The 21933-nt window shown below is 44.9% G+C and carries 20 protein-coding genes; 17 read left to right on the top strand and 3 right to left on the bottom strand.

The window, feature by feature from the left end:
• Positions 1–2 precede the first annotated feature (2 nt).
• Positions 3–815: an adenosylmethionine decarboxylase gene (gene speD, locus ACUN27_RS22220; protein ID WP_127451576.1), complete on the top strand. Its 813-nt coding sequence runs from the start codon at positions 3–5 to the stop codon at positions 813–815.
• A 58-nt stretch (positions 816–873) separates the two neighbouring features.
• On the opposite strand, the gene ACUN27_RS22215 is transcribed toward speD, so the two are convergent.
• Positions 874–2061: an MFS transporter gene (locus ACUN27_RS22215; protein ID WP_326063710.1), complete on the bottom strand. Its 1188-nt coding sequence runs from the start codon at positions 2059–2061 to the stop codon at positions 874–876.
• A 236-nt stretch (positions 2062–2297) separates the two neighbouring features.
• Between ACUN27_RS22215 and ACUN27_RS22210 the strand changes: the two genes are divergently transcribed.
• From ACUN27_RS22210 to ACUN27_RS22165, 10 genes are all read left to right on the top strand, one after another.
• Complete coding sequence (locus ACUN27_RS22210) at positions 2298–3953, top strand: helix-turn-helix domain-containing protein (RefSeq protein ID WP_445559617.1); 1656 nt, start codon at positions 2298–2300, stop codon at positions 3951–3953.
• A gap of 144 nt (positions 3954–4097) precedes the next feature.
• Entirely contained in the window at positions 4098–5003 is a 906-nt protein-coding gene (locus tag ACUN27_RS22205) for an iron-hydroxamate ABC transporter substrate-binding protein (RefSeq protein ID WP_326063708.1), read from the top strand.
• A gap of 185 nt (positions 5004–5188) precedes the next feature.
• Positions 5189–6076 (top strand): LysR family transcriptional regulator, encoded by an 888-nt coding sequence (locus tag ACUN27_RS22200; RefSeq protein WP_326063706.1) that lies wholly within the window; start codon positions 5189–5191, stop codon positions 6074–6076.
• Between the two features lie 337 nt (positions 6077–6413).
• Positions 6414–7628, top strand: a complete 1215-nt coding sequence (locus ACUN27_RS22195) for a M20 family metallopeptidase (protein ID WP_315949415.1) — start codon at positions 6414–6416, stop codon at positions 7626–7628.
• Positions 7621–9033, top strand: coding sequence for a YfcC family protein (locus tag ACUN27_RS22190; RefSeq protein WP_315949418.1), 1413 nt, complete (start codon positions 7621–7623; stop codon positions 9031–9033). Before ACUN27_RS22195 ends, ACUN27_RS22190 begins: the two co-directional genes overlap by 8 nt.
• A gap of 468 nt (positions 9034–9501) precedes the next feature.
• Positions 9502–9966, top strand: coding sequence for a CBO0543 family protein (locus tag ACUN27_RS22185; protein WP_315949419.1), 465 nt, complete (start codon positions 9502–9504; stop codon positions 9964–9966).
• A gap of 304 nt (positions 9967–10270) precedes the next feature.
• The gene (locus ACUN27_RS22180) at positions 10271–10414 is read left to right on the top strand and encodes a hypothetical protein (protein ID WP_326063704.1); all 144 of its coding nucleotides are present in this window, start codon (positions 10271–10273) and stop codon (positions 10412–10414) included.
• 283 nt (positions 10415–10697) lie between these two features.
• Positions 10698–11045 (top strand): DUF5071 domain-containing protein, encoded by a 348-nt coding sequence (locus ACUN27_RS22175; RefSeq protein ID WP_326063703.1) that lies wholly within the window; start codon positions 10698–10700, stop codon positions 11043–11045.
• Between the two features lie 179 nt (positions 11046–11224).
• Positions 11225–11539, top strand: coding sequence for a hypothetical protein (locus tag ACUN27_RS22170; RefSeq protein ID WP_326063701.1), 315 nt, complete (start codon positions 11225–11227; stop codon positions 11537–11539).
• Positions 11540–11590: 51 nt separating this feature from the next.
• On the top strand, positions 11591–13669 hold the full coding sequence (locus ACUN27_RS22165) for a thioredoxin domain-containing protein (RefSeq protein ID WP_418936971.1): 2079 nt from the start codon (positions 11591–11593) through the stop codon (positions 13667–13669).
• Between the two features lie 97 nt (positions 13670–13766).
• Here ACUN27_RS22165 and ACUN27_RS22160 read toward each other — a convergent pair whose 3' ends face one another.
• A complete protein-coding gene (locus tag ACUN27_RS22160; protein WP_157324647.1) occupies positions 13767–13925 on the bottom strand; it encodes a DUF1540 domain-containing protein in 159 nt (52 codons plus the stop codon).
• 161 nt (positions 13926–14086) lie between these two features.
• On the opposite strand from ACUN27_RS22160, the gene ACUN27_RS22155 reads away from it, so the two are divergent.
• Entirely contained in the window at positions 14087–14302 is a 216-nt protein-coding gene (locus tag ACUN27_RS22155) for a double zinc ribbon domain-containing protein (RefSeq protein ID WP_379174481.1), read from the top strand.
• A gap of 345 nt (positions 14303–14647) precedes the next feature.
• Here the strand turns inward: ACUN27_RS22155 and ACUN27_RS22150 are convergent, their stop codons facing one another.
• Complete coding sequence (locus ACUN27_RS22150) at positions 14648–16570, bottom strand: glycosyl hydrolase family 18 protein (protein ID WP_445559616.1); 1923 nt, start codon at positions 16568–16570, stop codon at positions 14648–14650.
• Between the two features lie 181 nt (positions 16571–16751).
• Between ACUN27_RS22150 and ACUN27_RS22145 the strand changes: the two genes are divergently transcribed.
• The 5 genes from ACUN27_RS22145 (at position 16752) to ACUN27_RS22125 (ending at position 21913) form a co-directional block, all read left to right on the top strand.
• Positions 16752–17285 carry a DUF309 domain-containing protein gene (locus tag ACUN27_RS22145; RefSeq protein ID WP_326063697.1) on the top strand — a complete coding sequence of 178 codons (534 nt, stop codon included), beginning with the start codon at positions 16752–16754 and terminating at the stop codon, positions 17283–17285.
• Complete coding sequence (locus ACUN27_RS22140) at positions 17282–18010, top strand: response regulator transcription factor (protein WP_445559615.1); 729 nt, start codon at positions 17282–17284, stop codon at positions 18008–18010. The genes ACUN27_RS22145 and ACUN27_RS22140 overlap by 4 nt, the downstream gene beginning before the upstream one ends.
• Positions 18003–19457, top strand: coding sequence for a sensor histidine kinase (locus ACUN27_RS22135; RefSeq protein WP_315949431.1), 1455 nt, complete (start codon positions 18003–18005; stop codon positions 19455–19457). The genes ACUN27_RS22140 and ACUN27_RS22135 overlap by 8 nt, the downstream gene beginning before the upstream one ends.
• Positions 19458–19558: 101 nt before the next feature.
• Entirely contained in the window at positions 19559–20164 is a 606-nt protein-coding gene (locus ACUN27_RS22130) for a hypothetical protein (RefSeq protein ID WP_315949432.1), read from the top strand.
• Positions 20165–20179: 15 nt separating this feature from the next.
• Entirely contained in the window at positions 20180–21913 is a 1734-nt protein-coding gene (locus ACUN27_RS22125; RefSeq protein WP_445559614.1) for an efflux RND transporter periplasmic adaptor subunit, read from the top strand.
• Positions 21914–21933: the final 20 nt, after the last annotated feature.

Genomic DNA, 21933 nt, shown 5'->3' with positions numbered 1-21933 from the left:
AGGTGAAATTAACGTCCGAGCAGCGCATTACCTTACATGGTTTTAATAATTTGACTAAATCACTAAGTTTTAATATGTATGATATTTGCTTTACTAAAACCAAGGAAGAGCGCGAAGCCTATATTGCTTATATAGACCAGCAGTACAATGCAGACCGATTGACCGCGATCTTGAAGTCCGTTGCCGATATTATCGGCGCTCATGTGCTGAACATTTCCAAACAGGATTATGATCCGCAGGGATCAAGCGTCACGATGTTGGTGTCGGAGGGTCCCATTGAGAAAGAACCGAATGAATCCTTCGAAGAATCGCCGGGGCCGCTCCCGGAGGCTGTGGTGGCACATTTGAACACCAGTCACATCACCGTACATACGTATCCGGAGTATCACCCGGACGAAGGGATCAGCACATTCCGGGCTGACATTGACGTATCCACTTGCGGAGAAATATCGCCGCTGAAAGCGCTGAACTACCTGATTCGATCTTTCGACACGGACATTATGACTATGGATTACCGGGTTAGGGGTTTCACGCGCGATATCACGGGGCACAAGTTGTTCATTGATCATGAAATCAGCTCCATTCAGAACTATATTCCAAGTGAAATCAAAGACATGTACCAAATGATCGATGTGAACGTGTATCAGGAAAATATATTCCATACGAAATGTAAACTGCGAGAATTTGATTTGAACAATTATTTGTTCGGTTATACCAAGGATTCCCTGAGCAAGGAAGAGCAGCTGGAGATTGAGAAGAGTGTGAAATGGGAGATGGACGAAATTTTTTACGGGAAAAATATGGTCTTTACTTGATAGAAGAAGAAAAACCGCTCACAGGGAGAAGATCCCGATATGAGCGGTTCTTTTTTCATTATTCCGACTGAACAAGTTTCGATTTTTTATTGCCGATTTTAAACTGGATTAGAATCATGATGGCTACCAATATCGACATGCCGATAAGGGCAGGAGGAAAGCTGCCTGCATAGTCATGGATAAAACCTACAAAAAAAGGACCCAAGGCAGCAAAAATGTAGCCGCCGGATTGTGTCATTGCAGATAACGCGCTGGCTTCCTCCGTATTCGATGTTTCATCGATAGGCAGCATTAAAGCCATGGGGAACAGTCCTCCTGCACCGATTCCCAGGAAGATGCAGGTGAGCCAAGGCGTTACGGGGAGTTGGAGCAGAATGAGTCCCATTAACTCCATAGCTGAGCAGCCAATCAGCCAGAGCATTCTGCGTTGAAAACGGCTGACGAGAATAGGAATGACTAGGCTGACAGGCATTTGTACGGCAGTAAATAAGGTTAAAATCATGCCTGCCGTCTGTTTCCCGTAGCCCATTGCCTGCACCATGGGGGCCAGCCAGGCGGTAAGTGAGTAAAAGATGAAAGCCATCAACCCGAAAAAGCAAGTCAGCAACCAAGAACGTTTATTAGATAAAGGAAGCTTTAAGCTGTTGCTGTTTGATTTGGGCAAGGTGCCGGGCACAGCGGATTCAGGTGATTTCGGGCTTTTCCGTACCGGTCTCCACCAAAAGCAAAGCGCAAGGAAAGCCAGGACGGACCAAGAAGCGACGGATGCTTGCCAGGAATGGTTAAAGATATTTTGCAGAGGCACGGAAAAAGCGGATCCAAGGGCGGCGCCAAGAACCATCGCCATGGAATAGACGCCGACGATCGCCGAAGGGTTAGCAAAATTTCCTTTGATAAATCCGGACAACAAAGGCCCAATGATGGCAATCCCGATTCCGGCGAGGAATGCTGTAACTAACATCAACCATTCAGAGGTAACAAAGTACCTCGCCGCAGTAGCAAGTCCGATGAGCAATAGACAATAGGCAATCGCTCTTTCAATGCCCCACCGAATGCCTAGTTTCACTGCAGCAGGAGCGAAAAAGCCCATGCATAGTACAGGCAGGGAGGTTAACAGACTGGCGCTGGAACCGCTCATGCCAAGCGCTTCCTGAATCGTTCCGAGCAAAGGAGAGACCGACGTTATGACTGGACGTAAATTAAGTGAAGCAAGAAAAAGGGCAGTGATCAGAAAAGCAAAGCGCATGATCGGTCATCTCCATGATTCATTCAAGATTTATCAGCTTAGTCTATTATACGAGGGTACCGTCAAAGACTGTCTCCTTATTATGCATTTATGCAATGTGCAATATGTGTTAAGGGAATTAATGTTTGCTCCCGTTGGTATTGTTTTTATGCCTCGTTATCGAGATAATATAGCTTAATACACGGCTGAGGAAGTACAACGTCCCTCATTGTAACAAAGTTATGGAGGCTTCAATGGTGAATAACGTGAACTCAGAGTGGGCGGAGTCTCACTTTCCTTTCTATACAGCTGACAGCATTCAATCGCTGTACAGCACTTCGAACATACCGCAGTATAAGCTGAATGAGAATTTAACTGTACTGATTGCGATTGCTGGCGGCAAAGGTGTGTTAAGGGCAAAGGATGATCAAACATACGAACTCATGGAAGGAAGCGTCATCCTTTTACCCGCGTTTAGCGAGGCTGCATTGATTGCGAACGCTTCTTTTCCGCTTCATGCTTTTAAGCTTTTGATCAATACCCAAGATCAAGCGAGGTTCTTACAGGAAGGCGCCATGTTGCGAAAAAGCGAAGTTACCTCAGGCGCGAATATGCAATTTTTCCCTTATGAACCTGGGATCGTTGCCAATATGGAGGAACTGTATATCCACCGGTTACCCATCAGTGAAACCCGTCATGTGCAGAATCAAATTAAATTTCACCAAATTCTTCTTCAGTTATTGGAGCATCAGGCAGCCAAGCTTACTGCGAGCGAACAGCCAACCATGGAACGAAGCATTGCCTATTTGGAGAACCATTATAGCGAAAAAATAACGCGAGAGCATTTGGCGGCGATTGCAGGCGTAAGCGTGTCCCACTATTCGACTTTGTTTAAGCAGCATACGGGTTTTTCTCCGAACGAATATTTATCGCGATTACGCGTTCACCGGGCCAAAGAGCTGCTACTGAACGGCTCAAGCACGCTTAGGGAAATTGCACTCAAAGTTGGGTATAAGGATGAGTTTTATCTCAGCCGCCGTTTCAAGAAGCGGACCGGGGCGTCGCCTTCGGGATTCGTTCAGGGAACTTTCCAACGTGTGGCTGTATGGCTTACCCCATATGCCAGTCATCTGTTGCTGCTTGAATTGGAGCCTGCCGTCACCATCTCGGATAGCAGTGAATTTGTGAATACGACAGAGCTCCAGCCGCAAACGATGATGTTTATCGATACCAACAGCACATCGGAACAGGTGAAGACTGACTTGCTCAATGCCAATATCGAGTTGATTATTGCTGCAAAAGAGCATTTGCATCAATTTGGACTAAATCCGGAATATTTGCGTGTTGTAGCCCCTATTGCAGAAATTTCGTGGATGGAAATGGGATGGAAAGAACATCTGCGTCTCATCGCGCGATCCATTCAAAGGAGCGACCGGGCAGAGACGTGGTTAGCTGACTTTGAAAAGGCAGAGCAGGCTGCACGTTCTCTTATCCAGCAAACGGCAGTCGCGAAAGAAATTCTAACCATTCTCGTGATTAAACCAGGAAAACTGCTCATTTATGGAGGGCGAAATGTCGGCTATGTCATGTATCAATCACTTGGGCTGCAGCCACCGGCAAGGATTGAGGATGAGATGAGAAAACTTGGGGATCAATTTCACTCCATTCCCATAGAGTTGTCTGAGTTGGATGAGTATGCAGGGTCCAGGTTAGTAGTGATTGTGTTTCCAGATGACAATGGTTCCATCGCACATTCGGAAATGGTTTTCAATTCCTCGTACTGGAACAAACTTTCTGCCGTAGAGCGGAATCATGTCCATTATCTCGATCGAGATGAATGGATCCCATACAATCCAGTTTCTATCCGTTTACAGCTTCAGCGGGCAATCGCTTTATTTACGGGCAACCAATAGTACAAGTCGATTTCCGAACAAAAAGGCATGGTTTGACTCTCCATCGATCATTATAATTAGGAATGCAACTGAGAATGATTTTCATGATCAGTGAAAGATGAGCAAAACTTTTTATATAAGTAGCTAAAGGGAGAGAGTCATCTAATGAAAAAGCTTTTCGCATTGTCCGTCGTAATCTTAATTCTTTTACTTAGTGCTTGCGGTAGTAAGCCAACGTCAACCGTCTCAAGTTCTGGTACATTTACCTACCAATCTGAGGATGGCCCTGTTCAGGTACCTACGAATCCGCAGCGAGTCGTGGTGTTAACCCGGTTTCTGACAGGTAATGTTATGCTGCTCGGCGTGCCTTTGGTCAGTGTAGACGAAATGTCCAAAACCAATCCGAATTTTCAAGACAAACTGAAGAACGTTGAAGTGGTTACAGACGAAAGCATCGAAAAAATTATTGAACTTAATCCGGATCTCATCATCGGACTGTCGGACATTAAAAATATTGATAAGTTCAAAAGCATTGCGCCTACGGTTACCTATACGTATGGGAAAGTGGATTATTTAACGCAGCAGCTGGAAATCGGCAAATTGTTGAATAAAGAAAAGGAAGCACAAGCTTGGGTGGACGATTTCAAAGCACGAACGAAGAAAGCGGGAGAAGAAATTAAAGCGAAGATCGGTGCCAATGCGACAATTTCGGTCATCGAAACTTTCAATAAGCAGCTCTATGTCTATGGCGATAACTTTGGCCGTGGCACGGAAATTCTCTATCAGGCGTTCGGGCTTCCAATGCCAGCTAAAGTCAAGGAAATGACTCAGAAGGAAGGTTTCTTTGCTTTATCCACGGAAGTTATGAAGGATTACATGGGGGACTACGTCATTTTTAGCAAAAATGCGGATGAAGATAACTCATTCCAGAACACAGAAACGTACAAGAATATTCCCGCAGTTAAAAATGGACATGTATTCGAAGCAGACGCGAAGGCGTTCTACTTTAATGACCCTCTGAGCATGGAATATCAACTTACTTTTTTCATTAAGAACTTTCTAGGCAAGTAATAGCGTAGTTCAAGACTGTTAATAAAAAAAGGCTGTCCCTAAGTCAAGGCTCTCCCTGGGTCATTGGATGACTTTTGGGACAGCTTTTTTTTGATTATGTGATAGTGTATGCTAAGCTTTAGTCATAGGCAAAGAAATCCTGGACACAAAATCCTAGACATAAAAATCCCAGAGGAGGGTGGTCTTTGAACGAGAAGGATTGCATCATGCTGCAGTATCTTGCAGAGGAACAGAGTCTGACAAAAGCAGCGGAACGCCTATACATTACGCAGCCCGCGCTATCTTATAGGATTCAGCAGTTAGAAAAAGACTTCGGAGTGCCTATCATCGTGAAATCCTCTAAGGGGACCAGACTTACCCCGGAAGGAAAGTATCTGGTTGCCTATGCGAAGAAAACACTTATCGAATTGAATAAAATGAAGGATCACATTATGAGCTTGCGGAATGAGGTCAAAGGGACATTAAGACTGGGCGTTGCCAGTTACTATGGTCTATACAAACTTCCACCAATCCTCAAAAGGTTTAAAGAGTTTTGCCCAGACGTGCAGTTCAATGTTACCTCCGCATTAAGCCCGGAGATTCTTGAATTGCTCCAAGAGGAAGAGATCCATGTGGGTATAATTAGAGGAGACTACCCGTGGTTTGATTCCCGATGTCTTTTACACGACGAGCATATTTATTTGATTTCCAAAGATGATATTGATTTAGATACCCTCCCGGACTTGCCTCATATCTACTATAAAGAACCAAGAATTAAAACCATGAGCTCCATGCAGTCTCCCTTCAGCGAAACGATTCAAGCCTGGTGGCATGAGCGGTATAACACGCCGCCTACGATTACAATGTGGGTAGACGCCTATGAAACTTGTAAAGAGATGGTGAAGCAGGGGCTGGGCTACTCGATTGTTCCTGGGGTTTTTGTTACGCCGCAAGATGGACTGAAAACCACAGAGCTGTTCCGAAAGAATGGAGAGCCCATAAAACGAAACACATGGATGATTTATCGGGAATCAACGTTAGAGCTTGCGTTTGTGGATAGATTCGTACAATTTATGAAGTCCCAATATGTTTAAGAAAATGTACAGTGCCATTCGGCAGTGTATTTTTTTTTCGTGGCTTTGGGGAACTACGTTCCTCTATTTTGCCGAATGCTGATTTTTCTCCAAATAGTGAACTCTGGTTCCCCTAAGGGAATCACAAGTCCGAATAGGTCATCGAGCTGCCACAGTTCCCCTTGCCACCGCCGCTATAAAAAAAATTAAGGGGTTGGCCAAAAAACAATCGATTGTACTTATAGATTTGAAGTCGATAAAATAATATTCATTATGTTACATAATTATTCATTTCATCACTGGTTTCATCCATGCAAATAAGTAAATCATCATGAGGTTTTGACAGGGGGCTTACACAATGATGCAAGAGAATTTAGATGTAATCAAAAGCAAACAACAGATTGAGCAAGCTGTAGATTCGCTTGACGAGCAACTAAGGCGCATATCTATGCAAATTCATGCGAATCCGGAACTCAGCTTTCATGAGCATCAAGCGAAGATGTGGTTGGTTGAACCCTTACTTGAAGCGGGATTTGAAGTGGAGCAAGGGATTGCGGGTTTAGAGACCTCGTTTCGCGCTACTTGGGAAGGTCAACCCGGAGGACCAACGATTGCGCTGCTGGCCGAGTACGATGCGCTACCTGCGATTGGCCATGCTTGCGGTCATAACTTGATTGGGACTGCATCCGTAGGTGCTGCGCTGGCATTGAAGGAAGCACATCCCGATCTGCCGGGTAAAATCGTTGTCTTGGGGACACCTGCCGAAGAAGAAGGCGGCGGTAAAATCATCATGTGCAACGAAGGCATCTTCGATGACATCGACGCTGTTATGATGTGCCATCCGCAAAATAAAACGATGGTACTGCGCGGAGCACTTGCTTGTGTCGACGCAACGTTCACCTTTCATGGGAAGCAGGCACACGCTTCTTCCTCTCCAGAGAAAGGAATCTCTGCGCTGGATGCCTTAATTAATGCCTTTGTAGCTATCAACTCCATTCGTCAGTTTGTGAAAGAGGATGTGAGGATTCACGGTATTATCACCAAGGGCGGGGATGCGCCGAATGTCGTACCGGAGTTGTGTGAAGCCGTATTTATTTTGCGAGCGTCGACGGTGGAAGAACTGAAAATTGTAAGAGAAAAAGTATATCGGGCCGTTCGCAGCTCGGCAGAAGGTGTTGGAGCTACCGTTGATATTACGGAAGGGTTAATTTATGCGGAGCGGAACAACAATAAGGCTTTGGCTCAATTGTTTCAAACTAATTTGGAACAGATGGGCATCGAGGTATCCGAACCACCGCAAAAGGGAGGCGTCGGCTCCTCTGACATTGGGAATGTCAGCCAGATGACGGCAACGATCCACCCATACATCCGATTAGGAGATGCTACGACGCATACGCCGGAATTTGCTCAGATGGCGGGTTCGGAAGAGGGCATGATCGAATTGAATCGAGCGGCCAAAGCGTTAGCCCTTACCGCGTATGATTTATGTACCGACAAGTCGGCGATGCAGAACGTTCGCAGTGAGTTTACAGCGTGGAAGCAGAATAGAGAGGGGGGAACGGGCATTGAATAGTATAGCAAAAGATAGTCCTCGCAAATGGTTTAAAATGCCTCATACCTTTGTTATCTTATTTATCCTTGTTTTCGTTGCAGCGGCATTAACGTATACAATCCCTGCAGGAAAATTTGAGCGTGTCAAAGATAAAGTGACTGGAAAATCCTTACTCGTGACAGGGTCATATCATCAGGTAGATGCGAGTCCGGTGAATCTCGTTGAAATTCCGAAAGCGATCGTCCACGGTTTAGTTTCTTCTGCGGATGTAGTCTTCTTTATTTTCATTATTGGAGGGGCGTTCCAAATTATTTCGTCGACGGGTACGATTGAGGCGGTAACCTCCAGGGTGGCAAAAACATTTGCCAATAAAGGCAGATGGGTGATACCCATCTTTATTACCCTGTTCTCGGTCGGCGGTTTTACAATGGGCATGTCCACCGAAGTCATGGTCTTCGTCCCCATCGGGATCGCGATTGCCCGTGCGCTCGGTTTTGATGCTTTGACAGGTACGGCAATGATATCCTTGGGAGCATCCTGCGGCTTTACGGCAGGGATATTGAACCCGTTCAATGTCGGTCTGGCTCAAGCTATTGCACAAGTGCCGATGTTCTCAGGTGCTTGGCTGCGCGTTATTTTATTGATTTGCCTCATCACCGTGACAAGTCTTTATTTGGTTCGATATGCAGGTAAAGTAAGAAAAGATCCGAAACAAGGGCTTGTTTATGATTTGGAGCAATCTGTTACAAGCGAGAAAGTCGACTTCTCTAAGCTACCGACCATTCAACTCAAGCACTACCTTACAATTGCTGCGGTGATCATTGGTTTCGGTCTCGTCATTTGGGGTGTTTCGAAAAAAGGCTGGTGGATGGAGGAACTCGGTGCGTTATTCTTGACCATGGGAATTGTGTCCGGCTTCAGCGCAGGTTATGGTCCAAGTCGTATCGCCAGCGAATTCGTCAAAGGTGCAAGCAGCATTACTTATGGCGCGTTCATCATTGGTATTGCTAGAGGCATCATGGTCGTGCTTGAGCAAGGAAATGTCATCGACAGCATCGTGAATGGCCTGTCCATTCTTGTAGGCGACTTGCCAAGTTCGATTCAAGTGCTAGGCATGTATGCTTTTCAAAATATTATGAACGTATTTATCACCTCTGGTACAGGAATGGCGGTTACAACGATGCCGATCATGACACCTTTGTCCGATTTATTAGGCGTTACGAGACAAACATCCGTATTGGCCTTCCAACTGGGCGATGGCATCACGAACATGATTCTTCCTACCTCTTCCGCTTTGATGGGCAGCCTGGCTGTATCGGGGATTGCTTATCAGAAATGGGTAAAATTTTTCTGGCCGTTGATGTGTATGTGGCTGATTATCGGTGCCATTTTTATCATCGTGGCGAATGTGATTAAGTATGCGTGAGTGAACGGGAACCAAAGTATGCTCTTCCTATATAAATAGGGTGGAGCATGCTTTTTTTCTATGCCAAGTTGCTAATGCAATGTCTTATTTTTCCTGAGTTGGCTTATTTTTATTTACCTTCAGCTAGTATAACGAGAATTATTATCAATGAACGAGCGAGGTGATTTACATGAATATTCAGGCACATCTCAAATGGTAGAGTTGCAGAACAAACGCTAATTATTGGGACAGACGAGCATATTCTCCGTCCCACGAAGCAAATCGTAACGGAGTCCAACCTGGAGAAGTATTTCGGTATCCACACAGAAATTATTCGGGGACGGAGTGGGAATAGGGTTGACGGTATTTTGCCGATTGATTTGGTTGATCGGATGAAGTAGGTTACCAAAGCCCCAAAGTATAATTCATTGTTTTATGGACAACCTATCTCATTAGTGAAATTATTTTCCTTTATTTGGGGAGGATGCAATGGAATATGTGATACTGTGGGCTGCCACAATCCTATGCTTTGGTTCAATGTTCATCTGGATGCTTAGAAAGCCTATAAAAGACTGGCTTATTATTTTTTTATTGAAGTCAGTTGTTACAGCAATTACCGATTGTTTTATCATTGCAGCTGATTTATTAGATTATCCGATTCGCTTCTTTCCTAAAGTTTTCGATACAAACATTGTTTTTGATTTTCTCGTTTTTCCTACACTCTGCGTCTTTTATAATATAACTACACAGCACTCGAAATTAAAAAGTATCTTTGTACAAGCACTTTTATATAGTATTCCGGTGACGTTGCTAGAATTTTGGGCTGAAAAAAATACGGAATTGATTACGTACAAACACTGGAACGCTTTTGTATCCCTTATTACTTTGATGGCAACTTTTTTGATTGTTCGCGGAGCGATAGCTATCGTTCGTAAAGTTGATTCTTATGTTTGATTGATTCTTTATATAGGTTGCCGGTAATAAAAATCCAGCCAAAAGCTGGATTTTTTGTTGTATAATTATCCTGTTTAAATGGAAAAAACAGGACTATTGTGTGGTAAGACTTAAGTTCATCATTAAATGATTTGAACTATACGTGGATTGCGGGGTTTTCACGGTTTTCAATTGAAATTATGAACCCTAAGAACGAATTAACAGTAGAACAAATGGAACGTTTAGGTCATTTATTGGGATGTCAAATAAGCAAAGTAGTTGCGTATTATTAGATAAAACATTGGTTTTTATTTGGAGGTCAATTTTGAAACTAGGATTAGTTCCTTTGAGAATACCGTCAGGATGGATGGTGGCATATAATAATTTCCTTGAGATTTCTCCTTATGATTTTGTGGATGATACTTTTAAATATGCAATGGAATTAGATGAAGATATTCTACAAATGTGAAACCAATATCGAAAAAGAATTTTAGATGTTGGATGGTATCCATCATTTAATCCTGATGGCCATAAGGGACATTTTGACCATTAAAATGACAATTGACTCTCTCTTGGAGGAATTTGCTGAGGGACGATTATAAGATATATCGAGATTCAATAAAAGCGTAGTTTTATTTATACTGATGTCACGTTATAAAAATAAAGCAACATTTGTTTGATTTAATAAAACGATAGATATATGTGTAGAATGAATGAATTTTTGCCAGTTATGTGCTGGCTTTTTGTAAAATTTGAGCTGGAACAACACAGAAAACATACAACGTGATGCGATAAAAGAATTATCCAACCTGAGAGGTAAAGATGTGATTCTTCTAGCTAAACAATCAAATGATTTGTGCAGTAAACCATGCTGGGACAATGCCGCGATTGTATTGAAAAATATTGGTTATCCAGCAAATGCAGTGGCGTTGCCTTATTTAATGGAGTGGTTTCAAGACATAACGTGGCCAGGTGTAAGACCAATTATTACGCCCCTAAAAGATATAGATACAAAAATACTAATTCCTCATATTAAAAATGCATCGATTTCAGCAATTAATGAAAAAGATGATGGTTGGGCAAATGGATTAATTTATTGATAAAAGAACTCAATATAGATAAAGCAGACTTTAATAATGATAAGTTACTTTGGGATTTAGAAAAAATAGCTGATAGATGAGAACACGGGTGGTGGGGGACATTTTTATAATTCGGATGAAGTTTAACGGAATTCATTTGACACTCAACAGTTTGATTATAAAAACGGATGGTGATGCAGTTGTCATTATTAAGAAGAAGATTTTCCTTTTGGATTTCTACGGTAAGTATCATTATTTGTTTAAGTGATTATATGGGGAGTGGTTTAGCAAATATTTTTATTAGATTAATTCCACCAATAAATATTCTTGCAGATGTTGAACCAATGAGACAATGGATGTTTGATTTTGAAAATAATAAATGGGGAGCTTCGAGTAGTATACTGTTACAAGTTACTTTTTTAACATATTTTATATTTTTTGTTACTTGGTTTTTGCTAGGTTTATTTATTGACATGCTTGTTAAACGTTTAAGAAGAACAATACAACTTGTATAGTTGAGCTTGTAACTTAAAAAAAAGTATTCTTTAAATATAGAAAGGGAGTATATAATGTCTGAACGAAAATCAAACGCTCTTATTAACGAAAAATCCCCCTATTTGCTACAGCACGCCTACAACCCGGTCGACTGGTTCCCTTGGTCCGAAGAAGCGTTTGAGAAAGCGAAGCAAGAGAATAAGCCAATTTTCCTATCTATTGGGTATTCAACTTGCCACTGGTGCCACGTCATGGCTCACGAATCCTTCGAAGACCAGACCATTGCCGACATGCTAAATAAAGATTTCATCTCAATTAAAGTAGACCGTGAAGAACGCCCAGACATCGATCACATTTACATGTCGGTGTGCCAAGCGATGACGGGACAAGGCGGGTGGCCGCTCACGGTGTTCCTGACACCGGAGAAGAAACCTTTCTTCGCAGGAACGTATTTCCCACGCAGCCGAAAATACAATCGCGCCGGGATGGTGGAAGTGCTCGCTCAACTTGCAGGGAAGTGGCGGGAAGACGCTGAGCGCGTTCGCGAAGTTGGGGAACAGATCATTCAAGAGACAACAGCTCGGTTGCTGGAACATCAATCTGGCGGTGAATTAACGGAAGAGACGCTTCACGAAGCGTTCCGTTTATATGAGAGCTCGTTCGACCCTGAGTTTGGGGGATTTGGAAGTGCGCCAAAATTTCCAACATCGCACAATTTGTCTTTTCTGCTCAGGTATCATAAGAAAACAGGGAACGAACGCGCCCTTGAAATGGTGGAAAAGACGCTAGATGCGATGCATCGCGGTGGTATGTACGATCACATTGGATATGGTTTTTCCAGGTATTCGGTTGATTCCCAATGGCTGGTCCCGCACTTTGAGAAGATGCTGTATGATAATGCGCTTTTGCTTATGACCTATGTAGAAGCTTATCAAGTTACTGGCAAAGCCAAGTACGCTGAGGTAGCGGAGCAGATCATTACCTATGTACTACGAGACATGACCGACGTTGGAGGCGCTTTCTATTCGGCGGAGGATGCAGATTCCGAAGGCGAAGAGGGCAAGTTCTACGTTTGGACACCCGACGAGGTAGAACTTGTGCTAGGGATAGAGGAGGGAGACCTCTTCTCTGAGTTGTTTGATATTACGGAGTCGGGTAATTTCGATGGGCATAACATCCCGAATCTGATTCAGACGACGCTAGCTTCTTTTGCCAAGCGGAAGCAGATCCCTCTGGATCAGCTGAAGCAGCGGATGGAGGAAGCCCGCGCCAAGCTGTTCGAGCACCGCGAGAAGCGCATACATCCGGGCAAAGACGACAAGATTCTGACCGCGTGGAACGGTCTGATGATCGCTGCGCTGTCCAAGGCGGCCCGTGCCTTGGACCAACCGGCTTTCGCGGAGGCGGCTACGAAAGCCGCGGACTTCCTGCTTCGCGAGCTGCGCCGCGAAGATTGGCGCTTGCTCGCCCGCTACCGCGACGGCGAGGCCGCTTTTCCAGGCTACGTGGACGACTACGCGTTCCTCGTTTGGGGACTGATCGAGCTGTACGAGACCACGTTCGAGCTGCGCTATCTCCGTGAAGCGGTCCAGCTGAACGCAGAGATGCTTCGTCTCTTCGGAGACGAAGAGAAGGGCGGGCTCTTCTTCTACGGCAGCGATGCCGAGCAACTGCTCACCCGCCCCAAAGAGATCTACGACGGCGCAATGCCGTCGGGTAACGCCGCAGCCGCGCTGAACATGCAGCGGCTGGCCAAGCTGACCTACGACGCGAAGCTGTCGCAGGCTGCGGATGAGCAGCTCCTGGCTTTTGCCGGAGCTGTCGCGTCTTACCCGCCGGGCCATTCGCTCATGCTGGCCGCGCTCGATTTCGCTTACAGCGAAGCCAGCGAAATTGTCATCGCCGGCGACCCGGCGAAGCCAGAGACGCAGCACATGCTGCGCGCTGTACAGCGGCAGTTCCTGCCGAATGCGCTGCTGATTCTTCACCCGCCAGGGGCAGCGGGAGAAGAAGTGCGCAAGCTGATTCCGCTTGTGCAGGACAAGCTGCCCCTCGGAGGACGCGCGACAGCCTACGTATGTCACAACTTTGTCTGCCAAGCGCCGACACAGGATCTCGAAGACCTCGAAAATCTTTTCACTATTCGATGATAATAATTATCATTATTGGTTACAATAGCAATAGAAAGAAAAAAGAGGCCCGAAAGGGCCTCCACAATCTTCATGTCTAAGTTGAGTAGTTCCAAAACTAAACTTTAGGTTCAAAAGTTTTGCAGTCTGTTTCTTCGGAATTGCGCGCCTGATTGCTGCCGTGGTGGCTCACGACATAAATTGAGGACGCGTTGCATTTATTGCCATTTGCCCAGTTTTTGCAAGAATTAACTTCGCAAAGCACATCTTTTGCCATTGGTTATTCACCTCCTTTACCTCATAGGGTGGGGTAAAAAGGCACGTTTTTATACATGGTCAGACACGAAAATGGAAAAAAGTATAAAGGTTCGCATTCACCATTCATATGAATGACCTCATATACTTGAAGTGGAGATCCTACTTCAAGAAGGTGAAGTTATGGCTGAAAAGGAATTTCAGCAATGTGTCAGGTGCAAGTATGTTGCGGACAAAGAGGAAAGATATTGTATCAAATGCGGAGCTCCACTCAAAAACCGTTGTACACGGGAAAAAACGTTGCTCCACAAAGGATGTTCGAAGGTGAATAAGCCAGACGCTAAGTATTGCTCGGATTGTGGAACGGCAACAATATTTAACGAATGGAATCTACTGTGAACCTGAGCAAAGAGCGATACACAAAGGAACTACGTCAGCTATTTTCCTGAAAAGGCGTATTTTCTACTTGTTGGGGAACTATGTTCCACTATTTTGCCGATTTCACCCGAAAACGTGCTGCGGAGGACAAAATAAAGCCCTGTAGTTCCGCTAAACTAGGGAAAAACTGCATTTTCCTCCGAATAGCGGACTCCAGTTCCCTCAAAGTGAGTCTAGCCGGTATTTTCGCAAAATAGTTGCTGTCTTACCCAAAAATGGTGTTGACCGTAGATGCACCGTGGAACAATAGTAAACGTTAAAGCACTGTCAGGAACATCCTGACAGTGCTTTTCTGCTTTACACGCATTACTTGTTCTGCAAAATCATCGTCCACAAGTCCGACGAATCATAACCTAGCCGCCAAGCTGCGACGCCGGCGATGTCGTACTTTTTCGCCACATCCAAACGAGCCTTAACGGTTGCGGCATCTTCTAACCAGAATACATAAGTAAAGCCGTCTTCTTGGTATTCCACGCGATACTGTCCGTATGTCGCATCCCACGTTTGTTTGACCGTTTTGGAAGCGAGCAAAGCTGGAATATCTTTCATAAGCACAGTCCGATTACTTTGCAAGGCGCCGGCTGCGTCCAATTTCCATTCCCGCACATAGTAAGGGATGCCTAGGATGATTTTGTCCCGCGGGATGCCATAGGATAAGAATTCTTGAATCCCACCGTCTGTCCAGGGAAGACCGGCAACGGAACCGGCGGAGGTACTCCCCTTGTAAAATTGGTCATAGGCCATGATAACGACGTAATCCACAATGCCGCCGAGCTTCTCATGGTCAAAAGTGGAAAGATGATTCCATTTGACACTGCCGCGCGGTAAATCGATGGAAATAGCCAAGCCGTTTGAGTGCGCGTAAGTTGTTAATTTGGTAATAAAAGCAGTGAATGCATTGCGATCCGAGCCTGCAAGACTTTCGAAGTCGACGTTGATGCCAGGAACACCAAGCTGCACGGAACGATCAACCAAAGCTATAATGAACTTATCTTGGGCCTTACTATCGGCAAGGAATTGCGTCGTTAAGCTGGCATTGAATTGATTGGTGACGAGAGGGTATACGGTATAACCGCTGCTTTGCAGCCATTTTACAGTATCGGGATTCGAGCTGTCTTTGAGATTACCAGCAGCGTCCTGTAGCTCGAAATAGCTTGGTGAATCAACATCCAGTCCAACCGTGTTCGAGATTTGTGCTTTTATCGCATCGCCGCCGGATTGGCCGTTCCATCCCCACACTTGTAATTTCTTGAAATTATCCCAAAGTATTCGATGTTCAAGCGTTTGAATGGAGCTGTTGTTGTACTGCACGCTATAGTTCAGCGCATCAGGAAGGTTAGTATATTCACCGATCAGAGAGGCGTTCTGGAACACTTGATAAGCGGCATAATTGTTCCAAATTTTGTGGCCATCCATGAATATGGTGGCGTGCCCCCATAATTTTGCATAGTCAATGGCTGCATCTAATGAAGTGAAGTCCTGAAGAAAGGTATCATTTTGGTATACTTTATAGGATTTAAGATTGCTGTATACGGTTTTTTTCGTGTTTTTATTTACGACGGTCGAGTTGCCCCAGTTCAATGCTTCTTTTATCGCATCCTCCAAGGAAGCAAATTCCCAGTTATCGGCTGAAAAAGTACCTTGATAGACCTTATATATAGGATCTCCGGCACGCAGCGATGTTTTATCCTCATTAGAAATGTTGTCCCAGACCCAAGCCCGACTGTTTAAGTCAATGATATGGGCACTGCCCCATTTCTTTGCTTCGGCGATAGCATCATTCAGCGTTTGAAATCTCCAAGCGTCTAAGGTAACTTCATTTTGATATACTTGATAATGAGGGTAGTTGTCCCACACCCAGCCCGTGGATGTTAGATCACGAACACTGGCATTGGACCATTTTTTCGCTTCAGCAATAGCTGCATCTAGTGTAGGGAATTGCCATTCTGGGAGTGTAGCGTCCAATTGATAAACTTGATAGCGAGGAAAATTGTTCCACAACCACTTGCGTGTGCCAATCTCTTCCACATAACTATTGGAAAAACCTTTGGCAATAGTTTCCGCTTGTTTATATGTAGCAAATTCCATGAGCACTTGATTATACTGATAAACGCGGTATTTCGTTGTTTTATCGGTAGTTCCGCTTGTTGCTCCTGCTGCTTGTACAGCCTGCGGTATCGTTATTGATAACAAAAGGGTACTCGTCAGCAGCCATTTTCCAACTTTCATAGATCACGCCTCTTTCTCTTAATCTACTTAATAAGACGTACCGAATGATAGATTGGTTGCGTTGGAAATAGCTAGAAACACTTATGAATCGAAAGGTGATGTTGGACGATGGAACAACTTTCGAGTAACATGAGGTATACATAGTCATTATCGTGATCAGAACAAGGTGGAGGAACGATTTATGAAGCAGTATCCGGAAGCTTATATCGAATATTTACTGCATTTTCATGCAGAGCGAGATTATTTTGAGTGTCATGAGGTCATGGAAGAATTTTGGAAAGAGCATCCAGGGGACGAACGCAGCAGAACGTATGTCGCGTTGATACAAATAGCGGTTGGTATGTATCATATCAGGCGCGGGAATCGTGCAGGTGCCGTAAAAATGCTGCAAAGCGCAGAGCGTAATGCACAGGCTGAGCATGCGGCTTCTTTGGGGCTTGATCCTGTGAAGCTTGGCCAGTTAATTGGACAAACTTGGGCTCAAATCGAGCGGGATGGTTATTTGTATCAAGATATTAATTTACCGATCGCTGATTTGGAGTTAGTAGCGTTATGCGAGGCTGAATGCGAGCGAAGAGGGTTGATGTGGCATGCACCAAGCCGAATGGCCGATATCGAACTCATTCAAAAACATACGCGAAGAGACCGGTCAGATGTCATTGAAGAAAGAGCAAGACAACAGCAAATTCGTAAGGAAAAGGGTGGCGCCAAGTGAACTCGGAAGGTAAAGTACTTGTCGTAGATGATGAGCCGAATATTGCCGAAGTGGTCAGATTGTATTTGGAGCATTCCAATTATGAACCGATTCTGCTGCCGCGAGGACAGGAGGTTCTTCGTACAATTGTAGAAGAGAGACCGAGCTTAGTTCTACTCGACATTATGCTCCCGGATATTTCTGGTTATGAGCTATGCGAGATGATTCGTAAAATGGATGCTCCGTTTCATCAGACGCCGATTATTTTTCTAACAGCCAAAGGCGAATCCATTGATAAATTACGAGGATTTAACTTAGGTGTTGACGATTACTTAGTCAAGCCATTTGATCCTAATGAGCTTATTGCCCGCATTAAGGCTGTACTGCGACGTACGGTTCAAGTGCCGACAGAAGTGTCAGCCACGCAAAATTCGTCACGTAAATTATTGGAAATCGGAAATATTGTGATTGATTTGGATCAGTATCGCGTAACCGTAGGAGGGAAACGAATTGATCTCACGCCGAAGGAAATTGAACTTCTGCATTTCCTGACCAGCCATCCAAGCCGCGTTTTCACACGCGAGGATCTGCTCGGCTATGTGTGGAATTTTGATTTTACCGGTGGCACGCGTACGGTTGACGCTCATGTAAAGAATTTGCGTAAAAAGCTGGGACAGCACGATACGTGGAACATTCAAACGCTCTGGGGGATTGGGTATTCGTTTGAGGTGGTCCAGCATGTTTAAGCTTTGGCTAAAGGGCAAATATAACAGCCTTTATCTGAAAATCTTCTTGTCGTTCCTGGCGACATGTGTGCTTTTCTTTGCGGGATTGTTTTTGTTCTGGAACTATTATTTTACGGATTTGTTTTATAAGGACAAAGTTGAACTGCTGGAGAAACGGGTTGTCGAGGTAACCCGTCTTATGAACTCTGTTCAAGACGGCACGATTTCCACAAGGGAACTGAAGTACACCGTACGCATTCTAGCGAGAAGCATTAATGGGCAGGTATGGCTCGTTGACGATAAAGGGAATATTCTGAACGGCTCCTCCGACAGTGAAGGTCGAACGATCCCTAAGCAGATGGATGCTCAGTTTATCGACGGATTGCATGGCCACAGCGGTTACGGGATGGTCACTGTAACGACGCCGCAGGGAAGAACGATTAATGTCTTTACGTATCACGCCCCCTATCAATTAAATGAGCAGCCCATGGTCTTCATTTTGCATTTTCCGGCTGAGGACATTAGTGAAGCTATTTCCGCTGTAAGGGTTAATATTTTGGTTCCGCTTTTGTTTTCTCTGCTGGCTGTAGGGTTCATTCTCTACATTATTTCACGAAAACTTGCCGGCCCACTTCAGCAGATGAACCGTGCGGCACTCGAATTGGCACATGGCGATTTTACAACACGTGTTCCAGTTACTTCACACGATGAGGTCGGGCAGCTTGCTGCAAGCTTCAACTTCATGGTGGAGCAATTGGAAGAATGGGAAGGTACTCGGCAGGAGTTTCTGACGAATGTATCCCATGAGCTGCGTTCACCGCTTACGACACTGCGTGGTTTCATCGTGGCGATGAACGATAAGATCATCCCTGAAGAGAAATACTCGCATTACCTGCGCATCTGTGATCAAGAGGTTCAACGGCTGCAGCGTCTCGTGACGGACTTATTAGACCTTGCTCAGATTCAAAATGGTGTCGATGTGTTTCGACTTAGACCGGTTGTCATGACAGAAGCACTTGAAGAATCATTGGAATTATTGAAAGCGCCGATTGCTGTCAATGAAATATCATTGCATCTTATTTTGCCTAACCCGGATAAGGAGCCTGCGCAAGTTCCGCTAGACCCTGACCGATTTGCTCAGATCGTCCATAATTTAATTTATAATTCTTTAAAATTCACGCCAAAAGGCGGGACGTTAACCGTTGCCTTGGAAGAGGCGGAGCATGAAGTCCATCTGTTCATTCGTGATACGGGAACCGGGATGACGGATGCCGAGTTAGCACGCATTTGGGATCGTTTCTATAAAGCGGATGAAGCAAGAACATCAAGATCAGACGTACCAACGGGCACGGGGCTTGGACTTACGATTGTGAAGCATTTAGTCACAGGGATGCATGGCACGATCCAAGTACGCAGCCGAGTAGGGGAAGGAACCGAATTTCGTGTAACATTTCCGCGAATTTCGTAGAGTTTCACAATTTTTTTACAACTTAAACAAACTTATTTCATGTTTGAAATGTATCCTGATCCTATTGGACAGGATTTTTTTGTCTTGGAGGTGTATGTTTGATGAAGTACACTTGGAAAGCAGCTATGGGTTTGACGCTTTTTTCCTTCCTATTGGGTGGTTGTCAGACTCATTTGCCGGATCTTTCCTCAACGCAGGCTGTGATCGCATCGCCCCCAATAACCGAGCAAGCTCTCCCCGAAGAAAACCTCACAGAAGACGTTCAGAATGTGAAGGAGATGCAGCTGGTCATGTTCTCTCAAGAACTGCTTCTTATGGACCGGCATGCCAATTTGTCCATTACTGCTAAGCAAGCAGAGACGATACTTCCATTAGTCCGTAAAAGCATAGATGAAGGAAGCATGAACGAATCCGAACGCAAGCTTGTTCTTGGCGGCTTGACGGCAGATCAAATTGCTTTTCTAGAGGAACAATCCAAGCAAGAAAAGGCGCGATTTGCTGAGCGTGCTGCGGGCAACCAGGGGGATGAGCTCTCTTCCGAGGAACGAGAGAAGCGGGTGAAAGCTTTTATGCAAAAAAGAAAGACCGATCGACAGGCAGAGTCAGACTTCATTGACCGTGAGCATGGAGAAAACCAGTTCGATCCTCGAAGCATGGGGATCAGCGTAGAGCAGCAGTTAATGGAATTACTCATGTCCAAACTCTAAGGAGGAAGTTACTTCATGAAATGGTATCGCAGTAAGTGGTTTATAATTTTGATCGCGGTAATTGTCTGCGGAAGCGGCACTTATGTTTATTTGACGAAAGGTAAGAAAAGCAAAGCAGCGGACGTGAAGGAGGCTATTTACGAGGTTAAAAAAGGCAATATCCGTTCTTCCGTTTCGGGTACAGCCCAGTTCGAGCCCAAAGATACACAAACGATCTCTGTCCCGGTTGATTCGGACATTAAATCCATTAATCTAAAACGGAACCTGGCGGTGAAGGCCGGGGATGTTCTTTTAGAATTGACGAGTACAAGCTTGGAAAGTGATTTGCAGGATGCACAGTTGACTTACGAGCAAACGCAAAAGGACTTGGATTCTTTGATAGCTCAACAAGGTTTAATGGCTGTTAAGGCTCCTGTTAGCGGGAAACTTACGTATGCCACGAACCTGGAGGAAGGAGCTACGATTAACAAGTCGACTAAAATTGCAACCATTTCCGATGTAAACAACTTGACAGTGACGCTGCCATTTTTTGTAGAAGATGCTGCACAGCTGCATAATGGCGATCCTGTTGATATTACGATAGATGGCTATATGATCACGAAAACAGGTAAGATTCAAAGCATTTCTAAAGACCCGAAATCGGATGGAAAAGGCGGTAAAGTAGTCGATATTGATGTTGCCGTTCCCAATGACAACTCGATGGATGCAGGTACGAGCGTACTGGGCAGTGTGACGATCGGCGGGCGTTCGGTTGATTCGCAAGCGAAAGCTGCGCTTCAATATGTGAAAGTCACAACTGTCTTGGCAGGCACAACCGGCAATGTGGCCACGATGCCTTTAAAAACAGGCAATATGGTTCGTCAAGGTGACTTACTTGCAACGTTCTCAAATGATACGATCGGCGATGATATTCTTACGAAACAGTCTGCTCTAGAGCGTGCGAAGTTGAAAGTGGACTCAGCGCAAGACAAGGTGGATGGACTTAAAATCTTAGCGCCATTTGATGGTGTATTCTCAACGGACTTTGTTAACAAACGCAATGATATTCTTAGTCTTCTACAAGTTGGAACCAAGGTAACCAGCGGTATGCAGTTAGGAGCTGTTGCGAGCATTGCCAAAATGCAGCTTCCGGTACAGGTGGATGAATTAGACTTGCCTAATGTTAAGCTTGGGATGAAAGCTGAAATCAAGGTTGACGCTTACCCTGGCCGCATTTTCCCGGCGGAAGTAACGCAAATTTCTTCTGTTGGTACAACAACGAACGGTGTAACGGCTTATGATGTCGTACTCGCTGCTGATAACAAAGATAATGTATTGAAATACGGCATGACGGCTACAGGTGAGATTTTGATTCAAGACAAGAAAGATGCGATTTACATACCTCCTGAAGCATTGCAATTACAAAAAGGCAAGCGCATTGTCACATTGAAAAAAGCGGATGGAACCGTAGAGCCTGATCATGAGGTGAAAATCGGTATTCGTTCGAAAACGCAAATTGAAATCACGGAAGGTCTGAGTGAAGGGGATAAAGTAGTTCTTCCTACTTCAGTAAAAAGACAACAAAACCTTAGCCAGGACGAAATTAATCGCTTAAGACAGCAGTTCCAACAAAACGGCGGAGCAGGTGGAGCTGGCGGATTTGGCGGCGGTGCTGGTGGTGGATTCCAAGGCGGCGGCGGTGGTGGCGGTGCAGGCGGAGCTACCCGGACTAATGGCGGTGGTGGAGGCGGCGGTGGCGGTAACAGATAACACTGCTGGAAAGGAGTTAG

This window comes from Paenibacillus sp. WC2504, from assembly GCF_052682475.1.
This window is presented reverse-complemented; position numbering and strand designations above follow the sequence as displayed.